We start from the raw sequence: 20,773 nt of genomic DNA on the forward strand, positions 1-20,773 counted from the left end.
TGTAAATCCCTACGCAGCACCTCACCCTGAGCGTCGAGCCAAATCAATGTCAGCATTTCCTGCATCCCAAATGTGTGTACGCAGGCACAGGGATACAACCAAACCCCATGACATAGCCCTTTTCGATGCCATCCCCATAAACGTGCGTACCAAGTGCTCGCATAGAAAATTTGATATGGAGTGGTCGCCAACACTACAGGCCCCAAACTAATTTGGCGCCAAGTACAGCGCCAACCGGAATAAGAGTTGCTGGAAAAATAAGAGCAACCAAGGGCATTAATAATTTTACAGGCAACTCTTGTGCCTTACGTTCCACGTTCTCTGCAATGTCGGCACGAAAACTATCCGCTTGCTGTGTCAATAAATCCACGATAGCGCCGCCTTGCTGTTGTGCTTGCAATAGAACGCCGACAAAGAGTGCTGTTTGCGGCCCCGGGATGCGTTCACGAAATTGCTTGAGCGCATGTTCTAAAGACGTGCCCGAACGTATCTGGCGACAGATTCGTGCGAATTCCTGCCCTAAGGGCTGCGTCGGAAAAAACTCACCGATGCGTTGGAGCGCGGTTACCAGTCCGGCGCCTACGGCTAATTGGAGTGCGACTAGATCAAGACCCGTCGGTAACGCAAAATAAACCGATTCAATGTGCTGACGTTGCTGAACGCGAGCACGCTGATGCTGCATAAATGTCGTCAAGATCAAACAATAGCAGCTGGCCCCCACAAACACGGTCATCAGTAACAGCGTCATCATAAAGGCACCGTAATTTTCACCAATCGGGCAATCCACCATTGGCCTAGAACTAGCAACAGCACTAATAAAAATATCAGCGCCCATCCAACCGGGTGTTCCCGCAGCATGCTCATGGCATGACTTTCCATCCACGCGAACACAACCACCAAAAGGAGTGGCAGAAACGACATGACTTTGCCCTGTAATCGTCCTTGTGCGCTAATGCTTTCAATGCGCTGCTGCAAGCTCAGCTTCTTGCGCAAGCTTTGCGCACAACGGCGCAAAATTCTCGCTTGTTGTCCGCCAACTTGTTGGGTTAATTCCAGAGTAAGAATAACCCGTTGCACATCGCCATTTGGCATCCGTTGGTGCAAGCTCTGTAGAGCCAGCGGAATAGACTGTCCGAGGCGCAATTGCCGAACTACCAGTGAGAACTCCTGCCCTAACGGCGGCGGCATTTCACGGCTCACAAACTCAACACTGCGCTGTAAACTGGCACCCGTGGCCACCGAATTGGCCAAGAGCATCAGCGCGTCGGGTAATTGCTTTAAAAATGTGTGCCGCCGGCTGCGGCGTAACCCATGCAGAAGCAACCCCGGCGTCACAGTAACCAGCAGCAAGGCACCACAAATCCATCCCCAGTGCACATTTAGAACAAATAAAATGACCACAACACACAGGCTGGTGAGAAGCCATAGCGCCAGCAACTGCTGTAAAGGAATAAAGAGCCATAGCTCCGTAAGATTACGCTGTAGTTTTTGCACATATTCCTGCTGATAATCATGTTGAATACGCGCACTTAATAAAATAAAACAATACACCCACGTGATAGCCGCAAGAGCAAACAATCCGGCAGTGAGCCATGCCAACACCGATTCAGGCAACATCGCAGGGCTCTCGCGCATCTTCAATCGCGAGCATTCGTTGTAATTGCTGGCGTTGTTCTAGGTTGAGTTCTTTTGCGAAATTCGGCATTTCGCCACTGAACTCATACCGATTTTGTCTTGGCTGATAGCAGACAATCTCCGATGTTTGAATCACATCACCGATCATGCCGGTGATCTCGGTAACACAGGTGACGCGACGCACACCATCTCCGGTGCGTTCAATTTGCACAACAAACTGTATTGCCGACCTAATTTGTTGACGTATGGCTGCAATAGGTAATTCGAATCCGGCCATGAGAACCATGGTTTCCAAGCGCTGCAATGCATCCCTGGGCGAATTTGCATGCAAGGTTGTCATCGATCCCGCATGCCCCGTATTCATTGCCTGCAGCATATCGAGGGCTTCACCGCCTCGACATTCCCCAATGATAATTCGATCGGGGCGCATGCGCAGAGCGTTCATCACCAGTTGTCGAATCGATATTGCCCCTATTCCCTCTTGATTTGCAGGACGTGACTCCAAGCGAACCCAGTGTTGCAAAGGAAGCAGAAGTTCAGCTGCATCTTCAATACTAATCACCCGAGTCTGGCTTGAGATCGACTGGGCAAGCGCATTCAGCAGGGTAGTCTTTCCGCTACCGGTGCCTCCGGAAAGCACGATATTTTGCTTATGCTGAACCGCCCATTGCAGCATTTGAGCTACTTCCGACGACATACTCTTGAGCGCTACAAGATCCGAAAGATCCCATTGTTGCTGATTAAATTTACGGATGGTAACGGTAGCACCGGACACTGCGAGCGGCGGAATAATTATATTGATTCGCGAGCCACAGGGGAGCCGCCCATCCACCATAGGACTGCTCTCATCCACTCGCTTTCCAAGCGGATGCAACATACGGTCAATCACCTGGCGCAATGCATGATCGTCGGTAAACTCCGAGGGAATTTGTCGTACCTGTCCGGCCGATTCAACAAACACTCGCTCATAACCATTGATCATGATTTCCGATATCGAATTGTCTCTTAGAAGCGGTGAAATCGGTCCAAACCCTAACATTTGATCCAACACTTGCTGCACTAAATCCGCTGCCCCTGAGTGCCCGCCCATACGTTGTTCAATAAGCTGCGTAAAAAGCGTTGCAATTGCATCATCCGACATGCGCTCCAAGGAAATATGATGCTGCTGAATATGCTGATCAATGTGGGCTAACATCGCCGTTAAAATCGATTCAGAAGGTTCCATCATAGTGCTCCCTGCTCCGACGAAAATACCATTCCATTGCAGCCAACCGTGGTGAAGCGCCGCCTTAACTCTTGCCACGCATCACGCATCTCAGCTTGTTCAGCTTCGTAAGCGGCTAAACGCCGTGCGGTCACAAACACCACGAGTTCCGTGTCTAACTGCTGTGTCGAACGCTCACCGGTTAGCCCGCTCCGCGCGGCTGCCGAATTCGGTACGGGTAAACCTCGTCCCCCTGAAAACTCATCCCTGCTAATGAGACCCGCAATCACGGCGGTGTCGTTGTGCGCACTTGTAACTTGCGTCGATGCTCTTCGACTGCGCAACCCTGGAATTCCTTGCACGGCAACCGATGAATCCGGTTGGCTGACCTCGGAAGCAATTTCAGTTCGAATCCAACCGGATGAAAGAAGTGTGGGCGCAATCTGCAAGCGAATGCCATAGGGCTTAAAGGTCACATCGGTTAGACCTTGTGCGTTTACTTGCGGAATCGGTAGTTCTCCTCCCACAAGAAAATCTGCAGCGGCACCACTTTCAACACGTAACCGTGGTTTGGCCAGAACACGTCCTTCACCACGTTCTTGAAGTAGTTGTAGCGTCGATTCTAGGCTACCTGCCCACCCTAAATATCCTCTTTGACGCGCTGAAGTTGCAGGAAACTCGTTGTGCAATGGACCTAATTCAGCGTGACCGAACAAATCTGAGAGTATCCGGAATCTAGGTCCCTGCATCGAGCCATCCCACGCGATCCCCGTGTTACGAAGGAAGCGCTGACTCAGCTCGACCACATAAACTTCAAGTTCCAGCATTTCGATGGCTGCCGCTGTCACCGTTAGTGCACTGAGATCTAAATAGGTATAGCGATTTTGTAACCCCTGCAACGCTTGAAATTGTTGCTCGGTTACCCTCCCTTCCAGCACCAAAGCCCCTTGCTGCCAAACCATCTGAAGTTGATTTTCAGGTGCGCCCTCCGCGCGTAGAAAGTCTACCAACCCCTTACTTCCAGCCGGGAGAACTTGAACGCGGCGTTTTACTATGTGTTCGGTCGGTAGCCACCAAAATACATCACTTTGACCTAAATCCGTCGGTAGAAACACGAACTCGTTTGCATCATTAAGTTGAACGTCAACAACCTCAGGATCCGCAATAGCGATTCGCAACGGTTCATGCGCTAAAGCCTCGATGTGAATTTGCCCCAGTTCCAACCAAATCGTGGTGTCCAGTTCGGTTGCCTGTGCGGGGAGGATTGCTATCAGCCCATTGATGCAGACCACGTAATACATGCTCGCTAGCAAGCGTTTAAACATGCTTCCCCCTGAGGTACCAAACGTTGAATATATTGAGGTGGTGTCACCATTGTTGGTAAGTGTTGTTCATCCCGATGAACTAGAAACCAACGCAACGGCGCCTGAGTCGCGGCACTAGCAAGCTGCAACGCCTCGTGAATAGAAAGCAGTAGAGTGACATGGCGAGGAGTGATGGATTCATCTGCTCTGGGCAACCGCTCGCCGTCTAGTGCGTAGATAAGAAAGGGGCGGCCAACTTTGCGCATACGGGAATCCCATTGCTGATACCCTTGGATATAGTTGTCGACTGACCAAAGTCCGATATGACTATCTTCTGGCTGAATGGCCAGGGTAAGTAGGGTGTGATTCGCCGGAAGTAGCTCATCGGGATTATCGTCCGTGCCGCTAAGCTGATACCACTGCAACGGCTGCCCCGGCGCAATCTGCTCGTGCTCAGCAAGCGTAATGGTTTGCCCGAACACTATAGACAGCTCTTCCGGATAAATAGCCCCTACCGGCACCATCGACGCATCCATCCTTCGGTATTGTAGGACGCCTAATTCCAGCGTATCTCCGGCCTGTAACGGCACTCTTGAGACAACGACGTCAATCCAAACTGTTCCCTGCTCTTGGGAGTCCATAAGCTGTACAAAACGTGTTTCTAAGTCGGTCCGATATTGGCCAAGCAAATACCACGCAAAGAGCGCAGCAAGCGTGCCTAACGCGAGTGGCCACCAAAACTTTTTCCCCATCACTAGCTTCATGGGAGGTCCTCGTACATGATCAGCAATTGAATCATTCCCGAACTTAACGCCCAACCTTGTACTGTTAGTTTCTGACCATTGCTGACAAGCCGATTTTGCAGCACAAAAGCGCCGCGAAATACCTCATACAGCATCCAAGGACTCGCATCATCAAACAGTCGCTCATACCGTTTAAACACGGAGATTAACGGCCCCTTCTCAATACGAGTTTCCATCACAGTTCCCGGCCATTGTGAGCGCCACATTTGCAGGCCCACCGATGGCGACTGGTCATTACTAAAAAGACCGTCGGAATCGACCAGATGACTTTCACTCCAAAGCACCTCTCCTTCTCTGTATTGCAAGGTCACAATATCGGTCGCGGTGATGCAATCGAGTCGATTTAGTTGTTGGTCTAATACCGTCAAACAATCTTTGATACTGCGCAGCAATCGCTCGGCTTCATCCCAGCGCTGGAGAAGTCGCCAGCTGCGCACCGATAGGCCAAAAGTTTCGGTTGGCGCTAGTACCTGCTCGTAGGCGCTACCGTTTGGCAAATAATAAGGAGACGATCCGGCGTATTCGTCCGCAGCCAAAGACACGTTGCTCAAGAGCAAAGAAAGCCCGGTGAGATAGCAGGCCAAGTAGGATATCGGGTTCAACATTCAGTCCCCCTACACGTCCTATCCTTCGGTACTACCAAGGAATTCACATACCCTAGTTGAAGTTGGTTAGGCGCGAACTCACGAGCGAAAGGCAGCCAGCTCACCACCTGTTGCACGTAATGAAAGCCGAGATCATGTAATGCCGCAGTGGCCGTCAGTGAACGTGGACGGCCGGATAATTGCGTTACATGCTCGGGGCTCCAATCGTGATGGATACGTCTAAACTGAAGATATACCTCACCATTAGCCAAGCCCTCGTTGTCCAAACCACTGAGGGTTGCTGTATACGCAGTATCGAGGGGCAGTGAGAACTCTGATTGCCACGCAAACAGCGACCAGACTGGGGAAATCCCCTGTGCAAAAGGGTAATCTGCATCATTACTGAGTGTTTTAAGTCGACCTTGAGAAGGTTCTAAATTGTGCTCGCGCCACCACGTTTCATCGCGCGCAGGCAATTGAAAACGTTTGCGTAAGGGCGCTTCAGCAAGTTCGATCTGCAAGCGCTGAGCGTCTACGTAGCGCTCCTGCAACGCCTGATGGATAGGTGGCAAAAACAGCACCAACAAAATACCCGTTGTGCTAATAACGACACTCAGTTCAATAAAAGCTTGCCCTCCTTGGCTTGGTTTCATATCGCCTCTTCCCTCCTTGGACTGTGGCTATGTACTTGCGAAGCGAGAATAAGCAGCTCATATTCAGGCACCGCCAATAAGCGCGATTGCCACAAGGCATTAAACAAATTTGCGCGTTCCTGCATACCCTCTGGCCTTGGCCACAGTGCCTGAGGTCGAGAGAAATAAACCTTGGCGCGACTAGCAGCCCACTTCAGATCTCCATCATGGGAGCGAAGGACCACCGTAATCTGCGTATCACGCGCATCGTTTATTTCATAGTAACGAGGTATTCGATGGCCTCCTCCGGAACTCCGTGCCAGACGTGCTCCTTCATGACTAGCTCGACGATTGCGCTGATAACTATCCCCAAAGCCCGCGGGGCGCCCACTCATGGGCGGACGACTACCGATAAAACTACCACCGCCACCGAGCCGGTGTTCGATGCGCCAGAATAAAGCGCGTTGATGTAGGCTCAAGCTATCGATAGATTGCCAATGAACCTGACCTAACCTAGCCTTTGCGTCCGTACCGCCGGCTTTCTGCGCGTAAATCATCCCAGTATCAAACCAGCGATAGGTGCGCGCTCGGGTAAATCCATCGCGACTATCTTGTACCATCCGCAGGTAATCCTGTTGTGCCTCAGTGCCGCCCTTTCGACTCTGAAAACGAAACCAAAGTGTTTGTAGGTCAATTAAAGTTTGGTGATTTAGCAAGAACAGCTCAAGTTTCAAGTGACTCGACTCGGCTATATGATGGGCAGTCATCACACTACTCAGCCACGCCGCTTGATGAAATGTCCATTGGGCGTGTTCAATCCCTTGAATCACTATTTGTTGAAATCTTACATAAGCGTTGACGCCGGACGTGATCGGTACACGCAATTGTTGCATCGTGCGAGCTAAATGCGCAGAAACCGTATTTACATAGGGTATCCAAGCGCTATATGCCGCCAATCGCTGACTTGTCATGCGTGCCATCTCATACCAACTGAGTAGCGCCAATGCCTGTCCGATAGCAACTTCATTAGCCAGCATGGCTCGGTTGGTCACCGCCTTAAAATTAAGATCCCGAGCAGCAATAATGCCAAGAGCTGCGGCTGTATGATCAGCCACATGTTGGATCTCGGTTTGCTGCTGGGTGCCTCGGGCAAGATTGGTAAGCGTAAACAAAGCCCACGCAAAGCCAGTCAGCAACAAGGCTGCGGCAACCAAGATGTAGCCATGTTGAGCCTTAGTTGCCCGAATTGGTGGCATCATCATAGTTGCTGAGATTGTATTCGCGATTGGCTCGATTTGACGCCGCATTGGCAGATTGGCGCGCTTGATTAAGTTGTTGCGACGCAGATTGCCCTGAAATTTCCTGAGCGACCCCCGCTACTTGATGGCGCACTGCTTTACCAAAATAGGAATAGACCCCAATAGCGGCCACCACTACTAATGCGAGTATCACAATATATTCGGTCATGCCCTGACCACGGATAGAACGACGCTGTTGATATGAAAAATTCATGCGACACACTCCCTGTTAACGCCATGAAATCGGTATATCTTAGGCTAGGTGTCGCATGCTTAAAGCGCAATAAGCGAGGCTGTTTTTACTCTATCGCCAAATATTTGTGCATCTGCACTGACAGGCGCCAGTTGCGTTCGATACAGGTTTTAATTGCTAGCTCGGTGGCCCGAGGACGTTGGCTAATGGGTTGTAGCGCGATCACCGTGTTTTTCGATACCGGGCAACGAGCAAGCAATTCGTCAAGCGCTTCGATGTGCTTTTCCATGGCGATGGGGTGCTTAATTTCGTTGGCGCGGGCCATCGCTTCAGGCAACACAACTAAACCGCCGGGCATATCGAGCTTAGGCGATACAGTCACCCACGTATTGGCACTGGTTTTTATGGCAAAGGTGCCGCTAGTTTCAATTTGCAGTTGATAACCTTGCGCCTCGAGTACTTCTGCAAGCGGATTTAAATCGTACATGCAGGGCTCGCCACCGGTAATAACGACATGCTTGGCGGTAAAGCCTCGCTGCTTGAATTTTTCAAGAATTTGGTCGGCATTCAACACAACGAAGCGCGGGCTTGGCTCTGTCTTAGCAATCACCTCACCATACGAAGCCGCGTCGCTTTGCTCAAGGCTCCATGTGTGTTGGGTATCACACCAGGGGCAGCCTACCGGGCAGCCTTGCAAGCGTAAAAATATCGACGGTTGGCCGGTGTACACACCTTCACCCTGAATGGTTTCAAAGAGCTCGTTCACCGGGTATACGCCGCAGGCGTAGCTCGCCACCGCTGAACTAAGGGATAAATCTGTCATGGAACTCCTATCGCTGTTGGTCTGCTCTTTCTTTCAATTGGGTGATTCGGGTACACTGAGCGCAAGACAACAGTATACAAGAGTGTGTAAGCATGGGGCAAAAATCTGCAGTTGTAATCTACTCCGGTGGTATGGATTCGTTTACCGTATTAAACCGAGCCATTGCCGATGGATTAAAGGTACATGCTCTCTCATTTCATTATGGTCAACGCCACAGCAAAGAGCTGGATTACGCAGCGAACGTCTGCAAAAATCTAGGTATATCCCATAAAGTGGTTGATATCCGCGCTGTGAACGAGTTGCTTTCTGGTTCCGCTCTCACCAGTGACATTGATGTGCCCGATGCGGAGTACGCAGAAGGCAATATGAAAGCAACCGTCGTACCGAATCGCAATATGATTTTATTATCGCTCGCAATTGGTTATGCGGTATCAATTGACGCCGATGAGGTCTATTACGGTGCTCATTCTGGCGATCACGATATCTATCCTGATTGCCGACCGGTTTTTGTCGAAGCTATGAATCAGGTCAGCCAGCTTGCCAATTACAAGGCCATCCCCGTGGTATCGCCCTACCTGTATCAATCAAAAATCGATATTCTACGGGATGGTTTATCCCTCGGGCTCGACTACAGCCAAACCTGGACCTGCTATAACGGCCGTGAACAAGCCTGCGGCAAGTGCAGCGCCTGTCGGGAGCGCTTGCAAGCATTCGCTGCCCTTGGTTTAACAGATCCAATCCCATACGAAACGCCCGCGAATAGCTAAAGAGCAGGCCCAAGGGCCTGCTTTATGCTTGTGCATCGCATGTTTTAGCTAGGTGTTTTTAAGCGTTCCAACAGCTGTGTAGCTTCCTGCCAACGTTGGCTTTTACGTAGTTGTGCCAATCCGTCGCTGCTTACGTTGCCGCGCAACGCATCGATACTGGGCTGAATGTCGCCACTGAAGGTCACCGTATCAAGCACCGTTTGTGCTGCCGTTTGGTCATTACATACCAATAGCAAATCACAGCCGGCTTCGATTGCTACTTCCGCCCGTTGCGTTACGGTTCCTGCTACCACGGCACCGGCCATCATTAAATCATCGCTAATGATCACACCATCAAAGGCGTATTGCTCGCGCAAGATTTCTTGCAGCCAACGTTTTGAGAATCCTGCCGGTTCAGGGGCGACCTGGGGATAAATGACATGGGCTGGCATCACCGCTTGAATGTGTGGCGCTAAGTGGGCAAACACCTTGCCGTCTAATGCCAAAATCTCATCTAACGAGCGCTCGTCTACGGGGATGTCCACATGGGAATCGGCCACCACTGTGCCATGCCCGGGGAAGTGCTTCCCGGTCGCTTTCATCCCCGCTTCGTGCATGCCACGAATAAACGCGTGGGCGAGAAGCACCACTTCGTCAGGGTTGCTTGAAAATGCCCGATCGCCAATCACCGTGCTCTCCCCTTCGATGTCGAGGACGGGTGCAAAGCTGTGATCAACCCCACAAACGAGCAACTCCGACGCCATAAGCCAACCTAATTCACGGGCGATCACTGATTGCTGTGCAGGATTCGCAATGGCCTTGCGTATGCTTGCCATCGCTGGAATTTGGGTAAATTCACCGCGAAACCGTTGTACCCGGCCACCTTCATGATCGACACAGATAATGAGTTCTCGATTCGCTGCTTTACGAATCGATTCTGTCAGCTCAATCAGCTGCGCTGGGCTCTCATAATTGCGGGTAAACAGAATCACGCCAGCCACCGCGGGATGCTGCAACATGGTTCTATCATTCTCGGTCAATTGCAGTCCGGGAATATCAATGATCAATCCGGCCATTTAGGGAGCTCTCCTTGGTTACATTCTTCTTTTTGAAACAAAATTTTACGAATTAAAGACAACATTAAGCATTCCCAAGCCGCATAAAAGTAACTATTCTGAACTTATGTTAAGCTGACGTTATCAAATAGGTATGGTGCTGTGTCTTGCGCTCAAAGTAATCCGAGCAAGTTTGTGCATCGTATCTTAAAAAAGCCGTACTGTAGAGAGTAGACCTATGCGTAACTATCAACGATTCGCTTTTGCCCTTCCGTTTCTGCTGGTGGCCTGCGGTGGAACAGAAAGTGCATTTACCGGTGAAAGCCCACTTCTAAACAATGGCCAGTGCTCTGTTTCAGCGCAAAATCAGCGCTTGAAAACCTTTATGGAGCGGAGCTATTTGTGGAATACGGATATGCCAACAAATGTGAATCCGAATAACTACAACTCGATTTACGCAATGTTAGATGCTCTGCGTGCGCCACAAGATATATTTTCATTTATTTTAACCGAACAAGAATATCGTGATCGCTTTGTCGATGCGGTGTTTTTCGGGTTTGGTTTTGGACGGCGTGACAATGTCGATGAAGGGGTGATTGAGATTCGGTATGTGTATGCCAACTCACCCGCCGAACAAGCCGGTTTGAATCGTGGCGATCGCATCACAGCGGTTGAAAACGTGTCGATGGCGGAATGGTTTAGCCGTATTTCTGCCGGCACGGCCACCTTTACCGATGTATTCGGTCCGAATGAAGACGGCATTGAGCGGCGTATTGATTGGGTTGAGCCGGATGGCACAGAGCGCAGTGAAATTGTGCGTAAAACCCAAGTAGAAACCAATACCGTTATGGCTACCGAGCGCTTCCAAGTAGACAACAAAGACGTAGGGTACTTCGTTTTTGATAGTTTCCTGCAACGCTCTGAAGTTGATCTGAACAACGCCTTTGACCAACTCATTGGTGTCGATGAACTAGTCATTGATTTGCGCTACAACAGTGGTGGTTTGGTGCGCGTTGCCAACCAGCTAGCCTCACAAGCGGCATGGAACACGGTGGAAAACGAAGTTTTTGTCACCTTCCAGTACAACGACAATTTCAATGATCAAGATGTACTATTTAATCTTGGTCCAGGCATTGAACGTCTTAACGTGAATCGCGTTTACGTACTGACAACCCAACAAAGCTGTTCTTCATCAGAATTGGTCATTAATTCACTCGATCCCCATATCGAAGTGGTGACCATTGGTGCGCCTACCTGCGGTAAACCCGTAGGTCAGCAGCCCACTCAAATCTGTGACAAGATTATTTACGCCATTACCTTCCAAACCGTAAACTCCGCGGGATTTGGCGATTACTTTGATGGCTTGCCAGTGACCTGCGCGGCAAGCGATACCATTGTTGGTGACTGGGGCGATAGTGGCGATCCATTGCTGGCAACGGCCTTCCACCATATCGAGAACGGTAGTTGTGGTGCCATGGGCGCGCTCGCGCACGATGAACTCTTAATGAGTATTGAGGCTGAGCGTTTGCCGTTAACCCAAGATCCTATACTAACCAAATTCGAAACCCGTCATTAAAGCGGATATTTCGATCAAAAAAGCTCCCTTAGTCGGGAGCTTTTTTATGATGTTGTCGCCAATGCCTAGTCGTCAGAAAGCGCATCAAGGGGTTTGAACTTACCCTCTTTTAGCGCTTCTGGGCAGAACCGATCCACGGCAATTGCTCGAATACGCAAACGCTCACAGCGCGTCAATTTCTCCGCTTCCTCTTCTGTCACCAGTTCACTTTTTAATGCTGCCTCGGCTAAGGCGTCGCCCGCCAGATCACCATCGAGGTCCCCTGCCCGCTGCGCTTTTTGAATGCGCTTATATACAGGTTCCAGTTCGTGCATTGCTATGAACGCCAGTTCCATGTGACCCGTGACGTCAGTTTCATCATCGCGCCAGTAGCTCAAGAACGTATGACGCTCGCGCGTGATGCCCGGTGTCATCATGGTATCGGCAATTTCCTGCGTAATACTGTCTACGGGCATTTTGTAACGATTGCCAAAAGGAAATACGAGGAATTGTAAACTCAGCGCCAGAAATCGCTTCGGAAAGTTCTGGAAGAAGCCCATAAATGCCTGACCTATATGGTGCAGGTGCATGGTCACCGCGTAATGCACAAAGGGTAGATCCGCTTGCTGACGGCCATCATCTTCAAAGCGTTTTAATACCGCCGACGCCATGTACAGATGGCTTAATACATCGCCTAAACGCGCCGAAATCATCTCTTTGCGCTTAAGATCGCCCCCTAGCGTGAGCATCGACACATCCGCGCAAAGCGCCAACGCACGACTCATACGGCTGAGTTGTTGGTAGTAGCGCAAAGTTTCACCACTCACCGGGGCATTCGCAAAGCGGGCACCGGTAATTCCGTGCCAGAACGTACTTATTTTATTACCCGCCGCAAAACCAATATGCTTAAACAACAGCACGTCGAACTCGCGCAAACCTTGCTCTTCATCTTCCCGAGCTGCGGCTTCCATTTCTTTCAACACATACGGGTGACAACGCGTGGCACCTTGGCCAAAAATCATTAGGTTACGCGTTAAAATATTCGCCCCTTCCACGGTAATGGAGATAGGTATCCCTTGATAGCCCGAAGCGAGATAATTCAGCGGCCCCATTTGAATGCCCTTACCTGCATGGACATCAAGAGCGTCGTTCATCACCTGTCGACCCATCTCCGTGAGGTGGTATTTGGTGATCGCGGTAATCACCGACGGACTGTACCCTTCGCAAAGAGCCATTACCGTTAATCGACGAGTAGACTCCATGCTGTAGTTATAACCACCAATCCGCCCTAGAGCTTCTTGCACCCCTTCGAACTTACCAATGGGTAATCCAAACTGTTGCCGTACATAAGAATAGGCACCGGTATAACGCTGTGCGGTATGAGATGTTGCAGTGGCTAACGCAGGCAACGAAATACCGCGACCTGCCGACAAACATTCCACCAGCATCCGCCAGCCTTTACCGGCATAATCAAGTCCACCAATAATCCAATCGAGCGGAATAAATACGTCTTTACCTGATGTCGTGCCATTCATAAAGGCCTGATTTAATGGCCAATGACGGTCACCAATCTTTACGCCCGGATGGGAAGTAGGAATGAGAGCACAGGTTATGCCGAGCGATTCTTTATCGCCAATCAAGCCATCGGGATCGTCTAGTTTAAACGCCAATCCAAGGACAGTCGCAACCGGGGCCAAGGTGATATAGCGTTTTGACCAAGACAAGCGAATACCCAAGGTTTCTTTACCGTCATGCTCGCCCTTACACACGACCCCACGATCAGGAATACTCCCTGCATCAGAGCCTGCTTCCGGCCCAGTTAAAGCGAAACATGGCAATTCTTCACCCCGCGCTAACGCAGGAAGCCAACGTTTCTTTTGTTCGGGAGTACCGTAGTGGCTGAGTAGCTCGCCGGGACCCAGGGAGTTTGGCACCATCACTGTCACCGCGGCGCTTAATGAACGCGTCGCTATTCGGGTGACGATGTAAGAGTTGGCGGCTGCCGAGAACTCCAATCCTTCATATTCTTTGCCAATAATCATCGCAAAGAATTTATGTTTGCGCAGAAATGTCCACACTTGCGGTGGGAGATCACGATGCTCTTGGGTGATGGCAAAATCATCCAGCATCGTGAGAAGTTCGTCTAACGGCCCGTCAATAAATGCTTGCTCATCGGCACTTAAAACCGGTGGTTTGGTGGCCAGCAACGAAAGCCAATCAGGTTGCCCGGAGAATAGCTCCGCATCCCACCATACATCGCCTGCTTCCATGGCCTCGCGTTCTGTTGCCGACATAGGCGGAAGAATGCGCTTGAAAATCTTAAAAATTGGGCGCGAAATCAGGCTCCGGCGAATATCCGGTACGCCAAATACGACCAATGCGGCGACGAGTAAAATCAGCAAAAACAACATAGCGACACTCCGAACAATAACCATTGGAAAGGCAGAGACGCATCCGAGCAGTCTCCACCATTAAAGATAGTCTAAATCTACGGCTGTGGATCAGATGCGGCAATTCCCGCAGCTACAAATGGAAGTAGTTTTGCGAGGGTTTCTTCGGCGTGGGTATCTTCACCGAAATCAGAGGCCGCAATCTCTCGTAACGCCTGCCCTGATACTTGCGCAAACAACATAGCGCCCAGACTAAAATGAAGGCGCCAGAATAGCGTATTCGCACACAAATTCGGGTTTGCCGACTGAATCATGGCAAAGAACTGATGCACCACATCACCGTAATGCGTCATAGTGAAGCGACGAAGATGCCCCTGTATCTCACTGTAGGCGTACCCGAGTAAGCGCAAATAAATTAACGGGCCATCCACGCGAACTTGTTTTAGAGCAAATAAGGGGGCGTTGACGCAAGCGAGTACATCAGCGGTACGGTAGGTTACACCGGCGCGCTCAGAACGCTGGGCTAATTCTTGCAATTGGGCAGCAAGGGCGGGCATAAACACCGCTTGATAACGCGCCATAACCGCTTGAATAAGGGCTTTTTTGGAACCAAAGTGATAATTCACCGACGCCAAATTCACATTGGCTTCGCTGGTGATTTGTCGCAACGACGTTTGCTCGAAACCATGTTCCGCAAACAGCATTTCTGCCGTAACGATAATTTTATCTTTTGTCCGCAGTGCCTTTGCCATGCTGACGCCTCTATTTTAAACGGTCGTTTTATACACTGCCGTAATTTAACCTACTCAACGGGCATCAGCAAGCAAAGTCGGGCAATATCAGGCAGATGTATCTAACTGGTCAAACCCCTTCACAAGGTCGTCTACAGCTTTCATTTGTTTAAGATAGGCTTCCAACTTGGACAGTGGCAAGGCACATGGGCCATCACACAGGGCTTTATTTGGGTCCGGATGTGCTTCCAAAAATAGACCCGCAATGCCAAGTGCCATACCTGAGCGTGCCAATTGCGCCGCTTGAGCGCGCCGACCATCGGCAGAATCAGCCCGACCACCTGGACGCTGCAGGGCATGCGTAGCATCAAAAATGACCGGTGCCATGAGCTTCATATCGTCCATGCCGAGCATATCCACAACAAGGTTGTTGTAACCAAACGACGAGCCACGCTCACACAACATAATGCGCTCGTTACCGGCTTCTTTAAATTTCGTGATGATATGGCGCATTTCATGAGGCGCGAGAAACTGGGGCTTCTTCACATTAATGGCAGCTTGAGTTTTCGCCATTGCGACCACAAGATCTGTTTGTCGCGCCAAAAAAGCGGGCAGCTGAATCACATCAGCAACTTCGGCGACTGGCGCCGCTTGATAGGGTTCATGCACATCGGTAATCACGGGAACACCAAAGCGCTCTTTTATTTCCGCAAGTATCGCGATCCCCTTATCCATACCAGGACCACGAAACGAATGCACAGAGGAGCGGTTTGCTTTATCAAATGATGCTTTAAACACGTAGGGGATGTTTAATTTTTTCGTGACACTCACAAACTCTTCGGCTACTTCCAAGGCTAACTCGCGGCTCTCCAATACGTTCATGCCCGCAAATAGAACAAATGGGGCATCGTTGGCCACATGAATATCGCCAATAGTCACTGAATCAATAGTTGTCATGTACTACGCTCTCTTATCAAAATCAGGAAAAGTCGGAACTCGCTTCCGTTTGCAAAATGGCCATAATCGGTTTGCGATGGGCACGAACCGCATCACGTAACTGTGGGCTAAACCAACCCACGGCATCATCTTCAATGCTCGCTAACGCTTGCTCGGGCTTTGCGCCTTGATGTAATTCGCCATATAGCGCTGAAACAAACACCATCAGTTGCATGTCAATGGCAAAACCTTCGCCATGCTTGCCTTCAGGAAAGCCGCTACCATCAAAACGCTCAAAGCGTTCTTCGAGCGCCTGCTCAACCATGCGGGTAACCGAATTAGAGCTGTCACGAAGCCCTTCAAATGCACGCCGGACACGTTCAAAACACACGCGTGGGTTTACATTGCCTTGGCGAATCCGCACGGAGAACAGACGAGCGATGCGCGCAATCACGCTTGCCGCCACAGCGAGAGTAACATGCTTATCTTCACGCACGTCTAGGTGCGGCAGTAACATCGCGGCAATTTGTGCCGCTGGATGCGCATCCTCGGGATTACGCTCAAGCATGTCGGTCTCAGTAAGAATTAAGCGCCGGTTCATAGCCAACAACAAACGCCGCAGATCATCCTGGCGCAGCGCATTATTCAACGCGAGCTGCACATGTTCGGCAAACATGCGAAGCAGATCTTTTTCGCGATCTGCCAACGGTCGCGCTAAGCCGGTTAAACATAACAAACCGCCCCAAGGGCGACAGCCGCTCGGACAGTACATCATCACCGTATCGTCGCTGTAATAAGGTATGCCGCGCTCAACAACACCTTCTAGTTGCATCAGGGCTTCTCTTGATAACGCCGATTTAATGGTGCGATTGAGCACCATGTCTGCTTCTTCACCGAACGCCGCTCGCACGGTAAATTCTTCGTGGGTATGCTCCGGGTCTACTTCCGCGTAAAGCACTTGCCGCGCGCCGCCAATGAGCCAGCCCAATTGCTGTACACAGCCGGCAACAAACTGGTCCATCGATTGTTCGGAGAACAGATCAGAAGAGGCATTGAGAATTTTTTCTAACCCGCGACGACTATGTTCAATCGACATAATATCGCGGTACGAGCGCAAGCTCGACATCACAGCGGTAAAGAGTTTTTGCGCAGTCAGCTCGGTTTTCGATTTGTAATCATTAATATCGTAATTAATGATCACCGTTCGTTCTGGCGCTTGTCCCGGTTGCCCAGTGCGCAAAATAATGCGGGTAAAATGATTATCCAAGTCTTCGCGGATGAATTTCGCGACGCGCAAGCCAGCGTCGTCGGTTTCCATCACCACATCGAGCAAAATAATGGCGGCATCTGGATGCTCACGCATTAGTTTACAGCCCTCTTCGCCCGACTCCGCGCTATGAAACTCCAAGCCGCGGCCAAGAAAGGTAAATTCACTTAAAGCCAGACGCGTTACCGCATGCACTTCCGGCTCATCGTCGACAATGATAATTTTCCAGCGCTCATTAAGCGCGTCCTGCGCCTGCACTGGTTCATCAGCAAACAAAAAATGGTCGTTCATAATAATTATTACTCTCCTTCCGACGCGTGCTCCGTTGCGCTGAATTGTCTGCCTTTATGCGTCCGTTCACGGCTTCGGAACATTCGACGGTCGCTGACCACAGGTTACTCTGTCCAAGTTAGCATAATCTTGTGCGGTATATATGTGAGCGTAGCCAAGCTCGCGAAAAAATTCACGAACTTTTACCGATTGGGAAACCCCATGCTCGAGCATAAGCCACCCCCCAGGCCGTAAAAAAGCCCACGCTGTTTCAATAATATAGGCTAAATCTGCATATCCGCCCTGTTCTGCCACCAACGCCGAATGTGGCTCAAAACGTACATCCCCTTCGTTGAGATGATGATCATCATGGGCGATGTACGGGGGGTTGCTAATAATCAGATGAAAACGAGCCGAAGCCTCAATTGCAGAGAACCAGTCGCTCGTCATTATTTGTACATTGGCAAAACCTAAGCGCTTACAGTTATCCTCGGCCAAACGTACCGCATCTTGAGCACGATCCACGGCAGTAATTGACCACTGTGGTCGTTCACTGGCCAGCGCAAGGGCAATCGCGCCTGTACCTGTGCCCAACTCCAATACGTCTGCGTGTTCGCCATGAATGTGTTGCAGCGCTTGTTCTACCAGCACTTCTGTATCCGGTCGTGGTATGAGGGTGCTGTTATTCACGCGCAAGGGCAAAGACCAAAACTCACGCATGCCAATAAGATGCGCCACAGGCACACCTTGACCACGTTGTTCGATTAAGTGTTGATACTGCGCCCCTTGCGTCTCTGTTAACGCACGATCGGGCCAGGTGTATAGATAGGTGCGATCACAATCGAGCACGTGCATCAGTAGCAATTGTGCATCCAATGCTGCTGAATCGGTGCCCGACTGGGCGCAAAGGGCTCGCCCCTGCGCCAGTGCCTCTGCAATTGTGAATTGCTGGGCCGGCATGGGCATTAGCCCTGCTCGGAAAGCGCAGCGAGGAGATCCGCCTGATGTTCTTGCACAATCGGATCGAGCACGAGGTTAAGATTTCCCGCGATCACTTCATCCAAACGATACAAGGTTAAGTTAATTCGATGGTCGGTCATGCGCCCTTGCGGGTAGTTATAGGTACGAATGCGCTCTGAACGATCGCCGCTGCCCACCAATGAACGACGCGTACTGGCTTCTTCTGCCGTCCGCTTTTCATCTTCTGCCGCCTGTAAGCGTGCTTGCAACACAGACATCGCTTTGGCTTTGTTTTTGTGTTGCGAGCGTTCATCTTGGCACTCAACCACAACGCCGGTTGGCAAGTGCGTTAAGCGCACAGCAGAATCGGTACGGTTTACGTGCTGTCCACCGGCGCCCGATGCGCGATAGGTATCAACACGCAAATCAGCAGGATTAATTTCAATGGCTTCCGCTTCAGGTACTTCCGGCAACACCGCAACGGTACATGCCGAGGTATGAATTCGCCCTTGCGATTCCGTTTCAGGTACGCGCTGCACGCGGTGACCGCCTGATTCAAACTTCATGCGTCCATACGCACCGTCACCTTCAATATGGGCAATCACTTCTTTGAATCCACCTTGCTCACTTTCACTGGCACTCACCATCGTCATGCGCCAGCCATTCCGTTCTGCATAACGGCTGTACATGCGAAACAAATCGCCCGCAAAAATGGCAGCTTCGTCGCCACCAGCACCCGCACGAATCTCTAAATAACAGGAGCGATCGTCATTTGGATCCCGAGGTAACAATAGAATTTGTAAGCGATCGGCAAGCTCTTCTTGCAACTTTTTCGATTCTTTGGCTTCGTCTGCCGCCATTTCACGAACTTCAGGATCGCTATCTTTAAGCATTTCTTGCGCGGCTTCGATATCTTCGCCCGCCTTTTGGTACTTACGAAAACAAGTAACCGTCTCTTCTAGCTGCGCATATTCTTTGGACAACGTCCGAAACTTATCTTGATTGGTAATAATCTCTGCCGAGCCGAGTAAATACTCCAACTCTTCGTGCCGCTCCAGCAAGCTTTCAAGCTTACTGACCAAAGATGCTTTAAGCATGGTTTAATCCTGAGATGGTTCGTTAAATAGCTTCTGATAAGCCGCCAGCGCCGAAAAATCTTTGCGCCGGCCTGCATCCTGAATCGCCAAGGTCGGCGAATGCAACAAGGTATTAGTTAAACGTTGCGTCAACTCATTCACCACATCTTCCGGCGCTTTACCAGCGGCCAATTGTGCCAAGGCGCGCTCGCGCTGACGATGAGCGATTTGCTCGCATGTTTGACGATACTGACGGAGCAAATCTACGCTGTTTAAACTGTGCATCCACGCAGTAAATTCGTCCACATAGCGCGAAATAATGTCGCGTGCTTCGGTCGCAGCATGTTGGCGCTGCTCTAAATTACGACTGACAATGCTTTGTAAATCGTCGACCGTGTACAAATAAATATCTTCGAGATCGTTCACTTGCTCTTCGATATCTCGTGGTACCGCAAGATCAATGAACAGCATGGGTTTATGACGGCGCTGACGCAAGGCCGACTCAACAAGCCCTTTACCGATCACCGGCACTGGGCTTGCTGTTGAAGAGATAATAATGTCCGATTTCGGCAATAGCTCTTTCAGGCTGCTCAGCGCGTAGGCCTCGCCATCAATCAGATGGGCCAGCTCCTCTGCCCGTGCCACCGTGCGGTTCGCCACCCGAATTTTGCGCACACCCTGTTCGCGTAAATGGCGTGCCACCAGCTCGGCCGTTTCACCAGCCCCAACGAGTAGCACTTCAGCGCCTTGCACTGCACTAAAAATATGCTTGGCAAGATTTACCGCGGCATAAGCAACAGACACCGCGTTTTGACCCACATCGGTTTCCGTACGAATGACCTTGGCGGTAGCAAATGCAGACTGGAATAGGCGTTCAAAAACGGAGCCGACCGTACCGGCTTGGCGCGCTTGTTGAAAGGCTTGTTTTACTTGCCCTAAGATTTGCGGCTCGCCCAATACGAGGGAATCTAAACCAGACGCCACCGACATCAGATGTGCCACAGCTTCCGCGTCTGCATGATGATATAAATATTGACTGAGTTCTGCCGCAGACACTTGATGATAAGCCGCGAGCCACTCAATAATGCTTTGCAATTCCGCAGCATCCGCGTGACAGTAAAGCTCAGTGCGATTACAGGTGGACACAATCACGGTTTCGCTCACTTTCCCCTGCTGGACTAATGACTGCAACGCCATTTCCAGTTGCTCAGGTTGAAAAGCAACTTGCTCCCGGATTCCAACGGTCGCTGTTTTGTGATTAATACCTAACGCAAGAATTGTCATGAACGCTGTGTGCGATGCCCTTGTGTA

At 50.6% G+C, this 20,773-nt stretch carries 20 protein-coding genes; 2 read left to right on the plus strand and 18 right to left on the minus strand.

All coding sequences use genetic code 11. The features are described from left to right. Positions 1 to 193 precede the first annotated feature (193 nt). The 10 genes from HXZ99_RS03815 to queE all read right to left on the minus strand — a co-directional run bounded on the left by HXZ99_RS03815 (position 194) and on the right by queE (position 8,476). A complete protein-coding gene (locus HXZ99_RS03815) occupies positions 194 to 751 on the minus strand; it encodes a type II secretion system F family protein (RefSeq protein WP_194755927.1) in 558 nt (185 codons plus the stop codon). Next, positions 748 to 1,635 (minus strand): type II secretion system F family protein, encoded by an 888-nt coding sequence (locus HXZ99_RS03820; protein WP_194755928.1) that lies wholly within the window; start codon positions 1,633 to 1,635, stop codon positions 748 to 750. The genes HXZ99_RS03815 and HXZ99_RS03820 overlap by 4 nt, the downstream gene beginning before the upstream one ends. Further along, a complete protein-coding gene (locus HXZ99_RS03825; RefSeq protein ID WP_194755929.1) occupies positions 1,607 to 2,863 on the minus strand; it encodes a CpaF family protein in 1,257 nt (418 codons plus the stop codon). Before HXZ99_RS03825 ends, HXZ99_RS03820 begins: the two co-directional genes overlap by 29 nt. Continuing rightward, positions 2,860 to 4,164: a pilus assembly protein N-terminal domain-containing protein gene (locus HXZ99_RS03830; protein WP_194755930.1), complete on the minus strand. Its 1,305-nt coding sequence runs from the start codon at positions 4,162 to 4,164 to the stop codon at positions 2,860 to 2,862. The genes HXZ99_RS03825 and HXZ99_RS03830 overlap by 4 nt, the downstream gene beginning before the upstream one ends. Next, the gene (locus HXZ99_RS03835) at positions 4,146 to 4,907 is read right to left on the minus strand and encodes a CpaB family protein (RefSeq protein ID WP_194755931.1); all 762 of its coding nucleotides are present in this window, start codon (positions 4,905 to 4,907) and stop codon (positions 4,146 to 4,148) included. Before HXZ99_RS03835 ends, HXZ99_RS03830 begins: the two co-directional genes overlap by 19 nt. Then, on the minus strand, positions 4,904 to 5,551 hold the full coding sequence (locus HXZ99_RS03840) for a hypothetical protein (RefSeq protein WP_194755932.1): 648 nt from the start codon (positions 5,549 to 5,551) through the stop codon (positions 4,904 to 4,906). The genes HXZ99_RS03835 and HXZ99_RS03840 overlap by 4 nt, the downstream gene beginning before the upstream one ends. Next, a complete protein-coding gene (locus tag HXZ99_RS03845) occupies positions 5,545 to 6,183 on the minus strand; it encodes a hypothetical protein (RefSeq protein ID WP_194755933.1) in 639 nt (212 codons plus the stop codon). The genes HXZ99_RS03840 and HXZ99_RS03845 overlap by 7 nt, the downstream gene beginning before the upstream one ends. Beyond that, complete coding sequence (locus HXZ99_RS03850) at positions 6,180 to 7,421, minus strand: hypothetical protein (RefSeq protein WP_194755934.1); 1,242 nt, start codon at positions 7,419 to 7,421, stop codon at positions 6,180 to 6,182. Before HXZ99_RS03850 ends, HXZ99_RS03845 begins: the two co-directional genes overlap by 4 nt. Continuing rightward, a complete protein-coding gene (locus tag HXZ99_RS03855; protein ID WP_194755935.1) occupies positions 7,396 to 7,674 on the minus strand; it encodes a Flp family type IVb pilin in 279 nt (92 codons plus the stop codon). The genes HXZ99_RS03850 and HXZ99_RS03855 overlap by 26 nt, the downstream gene beginning before the upstream one ends. Positions 7,675 to 7,759: 85 nt before the next feature. After that, a complete protein-coding gene (gene queE, locus HXZ99_RS03860; protein WP_194755936.1) occupies positions 7,760 to 8,476 on the minus strand; it encodes a 7-carboxy-7-deazaguanine synthase QueE in 717 nt (238 codons plus the stop codon). Positions 8,477 to 8,568: 92 nt separating this feature from the next. Here queE and queC point away from each other — a divergent pair, with 92 nt between their 5' ends. Next, the gene (gene queC / locus HXZ99_RS03865; RefSeq protein ID WP_194755937.1) at positions 8,569 to 9,243 is read left to right on the plus strand and encodes a 7-cyano-7-deazaguanine synthase QueC; all 675 of its coding nucleotides are present in this window, start codon (positions 8,569 to 8,571) and stop codon (positions 9,241 to 9,243) included. A gap of 44 nt (positions 9,244 to 9,287) precedes the next feature. Here the strand turns inward: queC and nagZ are convergent, their stop codons facing one another. Continuing rightward, complete coding sequence (gene nagZ / locus HXZ99_RS03870) at positions 9,288 to 10,298, minus strand: beta-N-acetylhexosaminidase (RefSeq protein ID WP_194755938.1); 1,011 nt, start codon at positions 10,296 to 10,298, stop codon at positions 9,288 to 9,290. A gap of 217 nt (positions 10,299 to 10,515) precedes the next feature. Between nagZ and HXZ99_RS03875 the strand changes: the two genes are divergently transcribed. After that, positions 10,516 to 11,853, plus strand: a complete 1,338-nt coding sequence (locus HXZ99_RS03875) for a S41 family peptidase (RefSeq protein WP_194755939.1) — start codon at positions 10,516 to 10,518, stop codon at positions 11,851 to 11,853. A 65-nt stretch (positions 11,854 to 11,918) separates the two neighbouring features. On the opposite strand, the gene HXZ99_RS03880 is transcribed toward HXZ99_RS03875, so the two are convergent. From HXZ99_RS03880 to hemA, 7 genes are all read right to left on the minus strand, one after another. Further along, positions 11,919 to 14,243 (minus strand): acyl-CoA dehydrogenase, encoded by a 2,325-nt coding sequence (locus HXZ99_RS03880; RefSeq protein WP_194755940.1) that lies wholly within the window; start codon positions 14,241 to 14,243, stop codon positions 11,919 to 11,921. Positions 14,244 to 14,320: 77 nt separating this feature from the next. Continuing rightward, positions 14,321 to 14,974, minus strand: coding sequence for a TetR/AcrR family transcriptional regulator (locus HXZ99_RS03885; RefSeq protein WP_194755941.1), 654 nt, complete (start codon positions 14,972 to 14,974; stop codon positions 14,321 to 14,323). A gap of 87 nt (positions 14,975 to 15,061) precedes the next feature. Continuing rightward, a complete protein-coding gene (kdsA, locus tag HXZ99_RS03890) occupies positions 15,062 to 15,910 on the minus strand; it encodes a 3-deoxy-8-phosphooctulonate synthase (RefSeq protein ID WP_194755942.1) in 849 nt (282 codons plus the stop codon). 22 nt (positions 15,911 to 15,932) lie between these two features. Further along, on the minus strand, positions 15,933 to 17,447 hold the full coding sequence (locus tag HXZ99_RS03895) for a DUF3369 domain-containing protein (protein WP_194755943.1): 1,515 nt from the start codon (positions 17,445 to 17,447) through the stop codon (positions 15,933 to 15,935). A 66-nt stretch (positions 17,448 to 17,513) separates the two neighbouring features. Continuing rightward, complete coding sequence (prmC, locus tag HXZ99_RS03900; protein WP_194756061.1) at positions 17,514 to 18,386, minus strand: peptide chain release factor N(5)-glutamine methyltransferase; 873 nt, start codon at positions 18,384 to 18,386, stop codon at positions 17,514 to 17,516. 5 nt (positions 18,387 to 18,391) lie between these two features. Continuing rightward, the gene (gene prfA / locus HXZ99_RS03905; RefSeq protein ID WP_194755944.1) at positions 18,392 to 19,483 is read right to left on the minus strand and encodes a peptide chain release factor 1; all 1,092 of its coding nucleotides are present in this window, start codon (positions 19,481 to 19,483) and stop codon (positions 18,392 to 18,394) included. A 3-nt stretch (positions 19,484 to 19,486) separates the two neighbouring features. Beyond that, positions 19,487 to 20,746 (minus strand): glutamyl-tRNA reductase, encoded by a 1,260-nt coding sequence (gene hemA, locus HXZ99_RS03910; protein WP_194755945.1) that lies wholly within the window; start codon positions 20,744 to 20,746, stop codon positions 19,487 to 19,489. Positions 20,747 to 20,773 lie beyond the last annotated feature (27 nt).

The sequence above is a fragment of the Aliidiomarina indica genome, from assembly GCF_015354615.1.
Classification (GTDB): Bacteria; Pseudomonadota; Gammaproteobacteria; order Enterobacterales; family Alteromonadaceae; genus Aliidiomarina; species Aliidiomarina indica.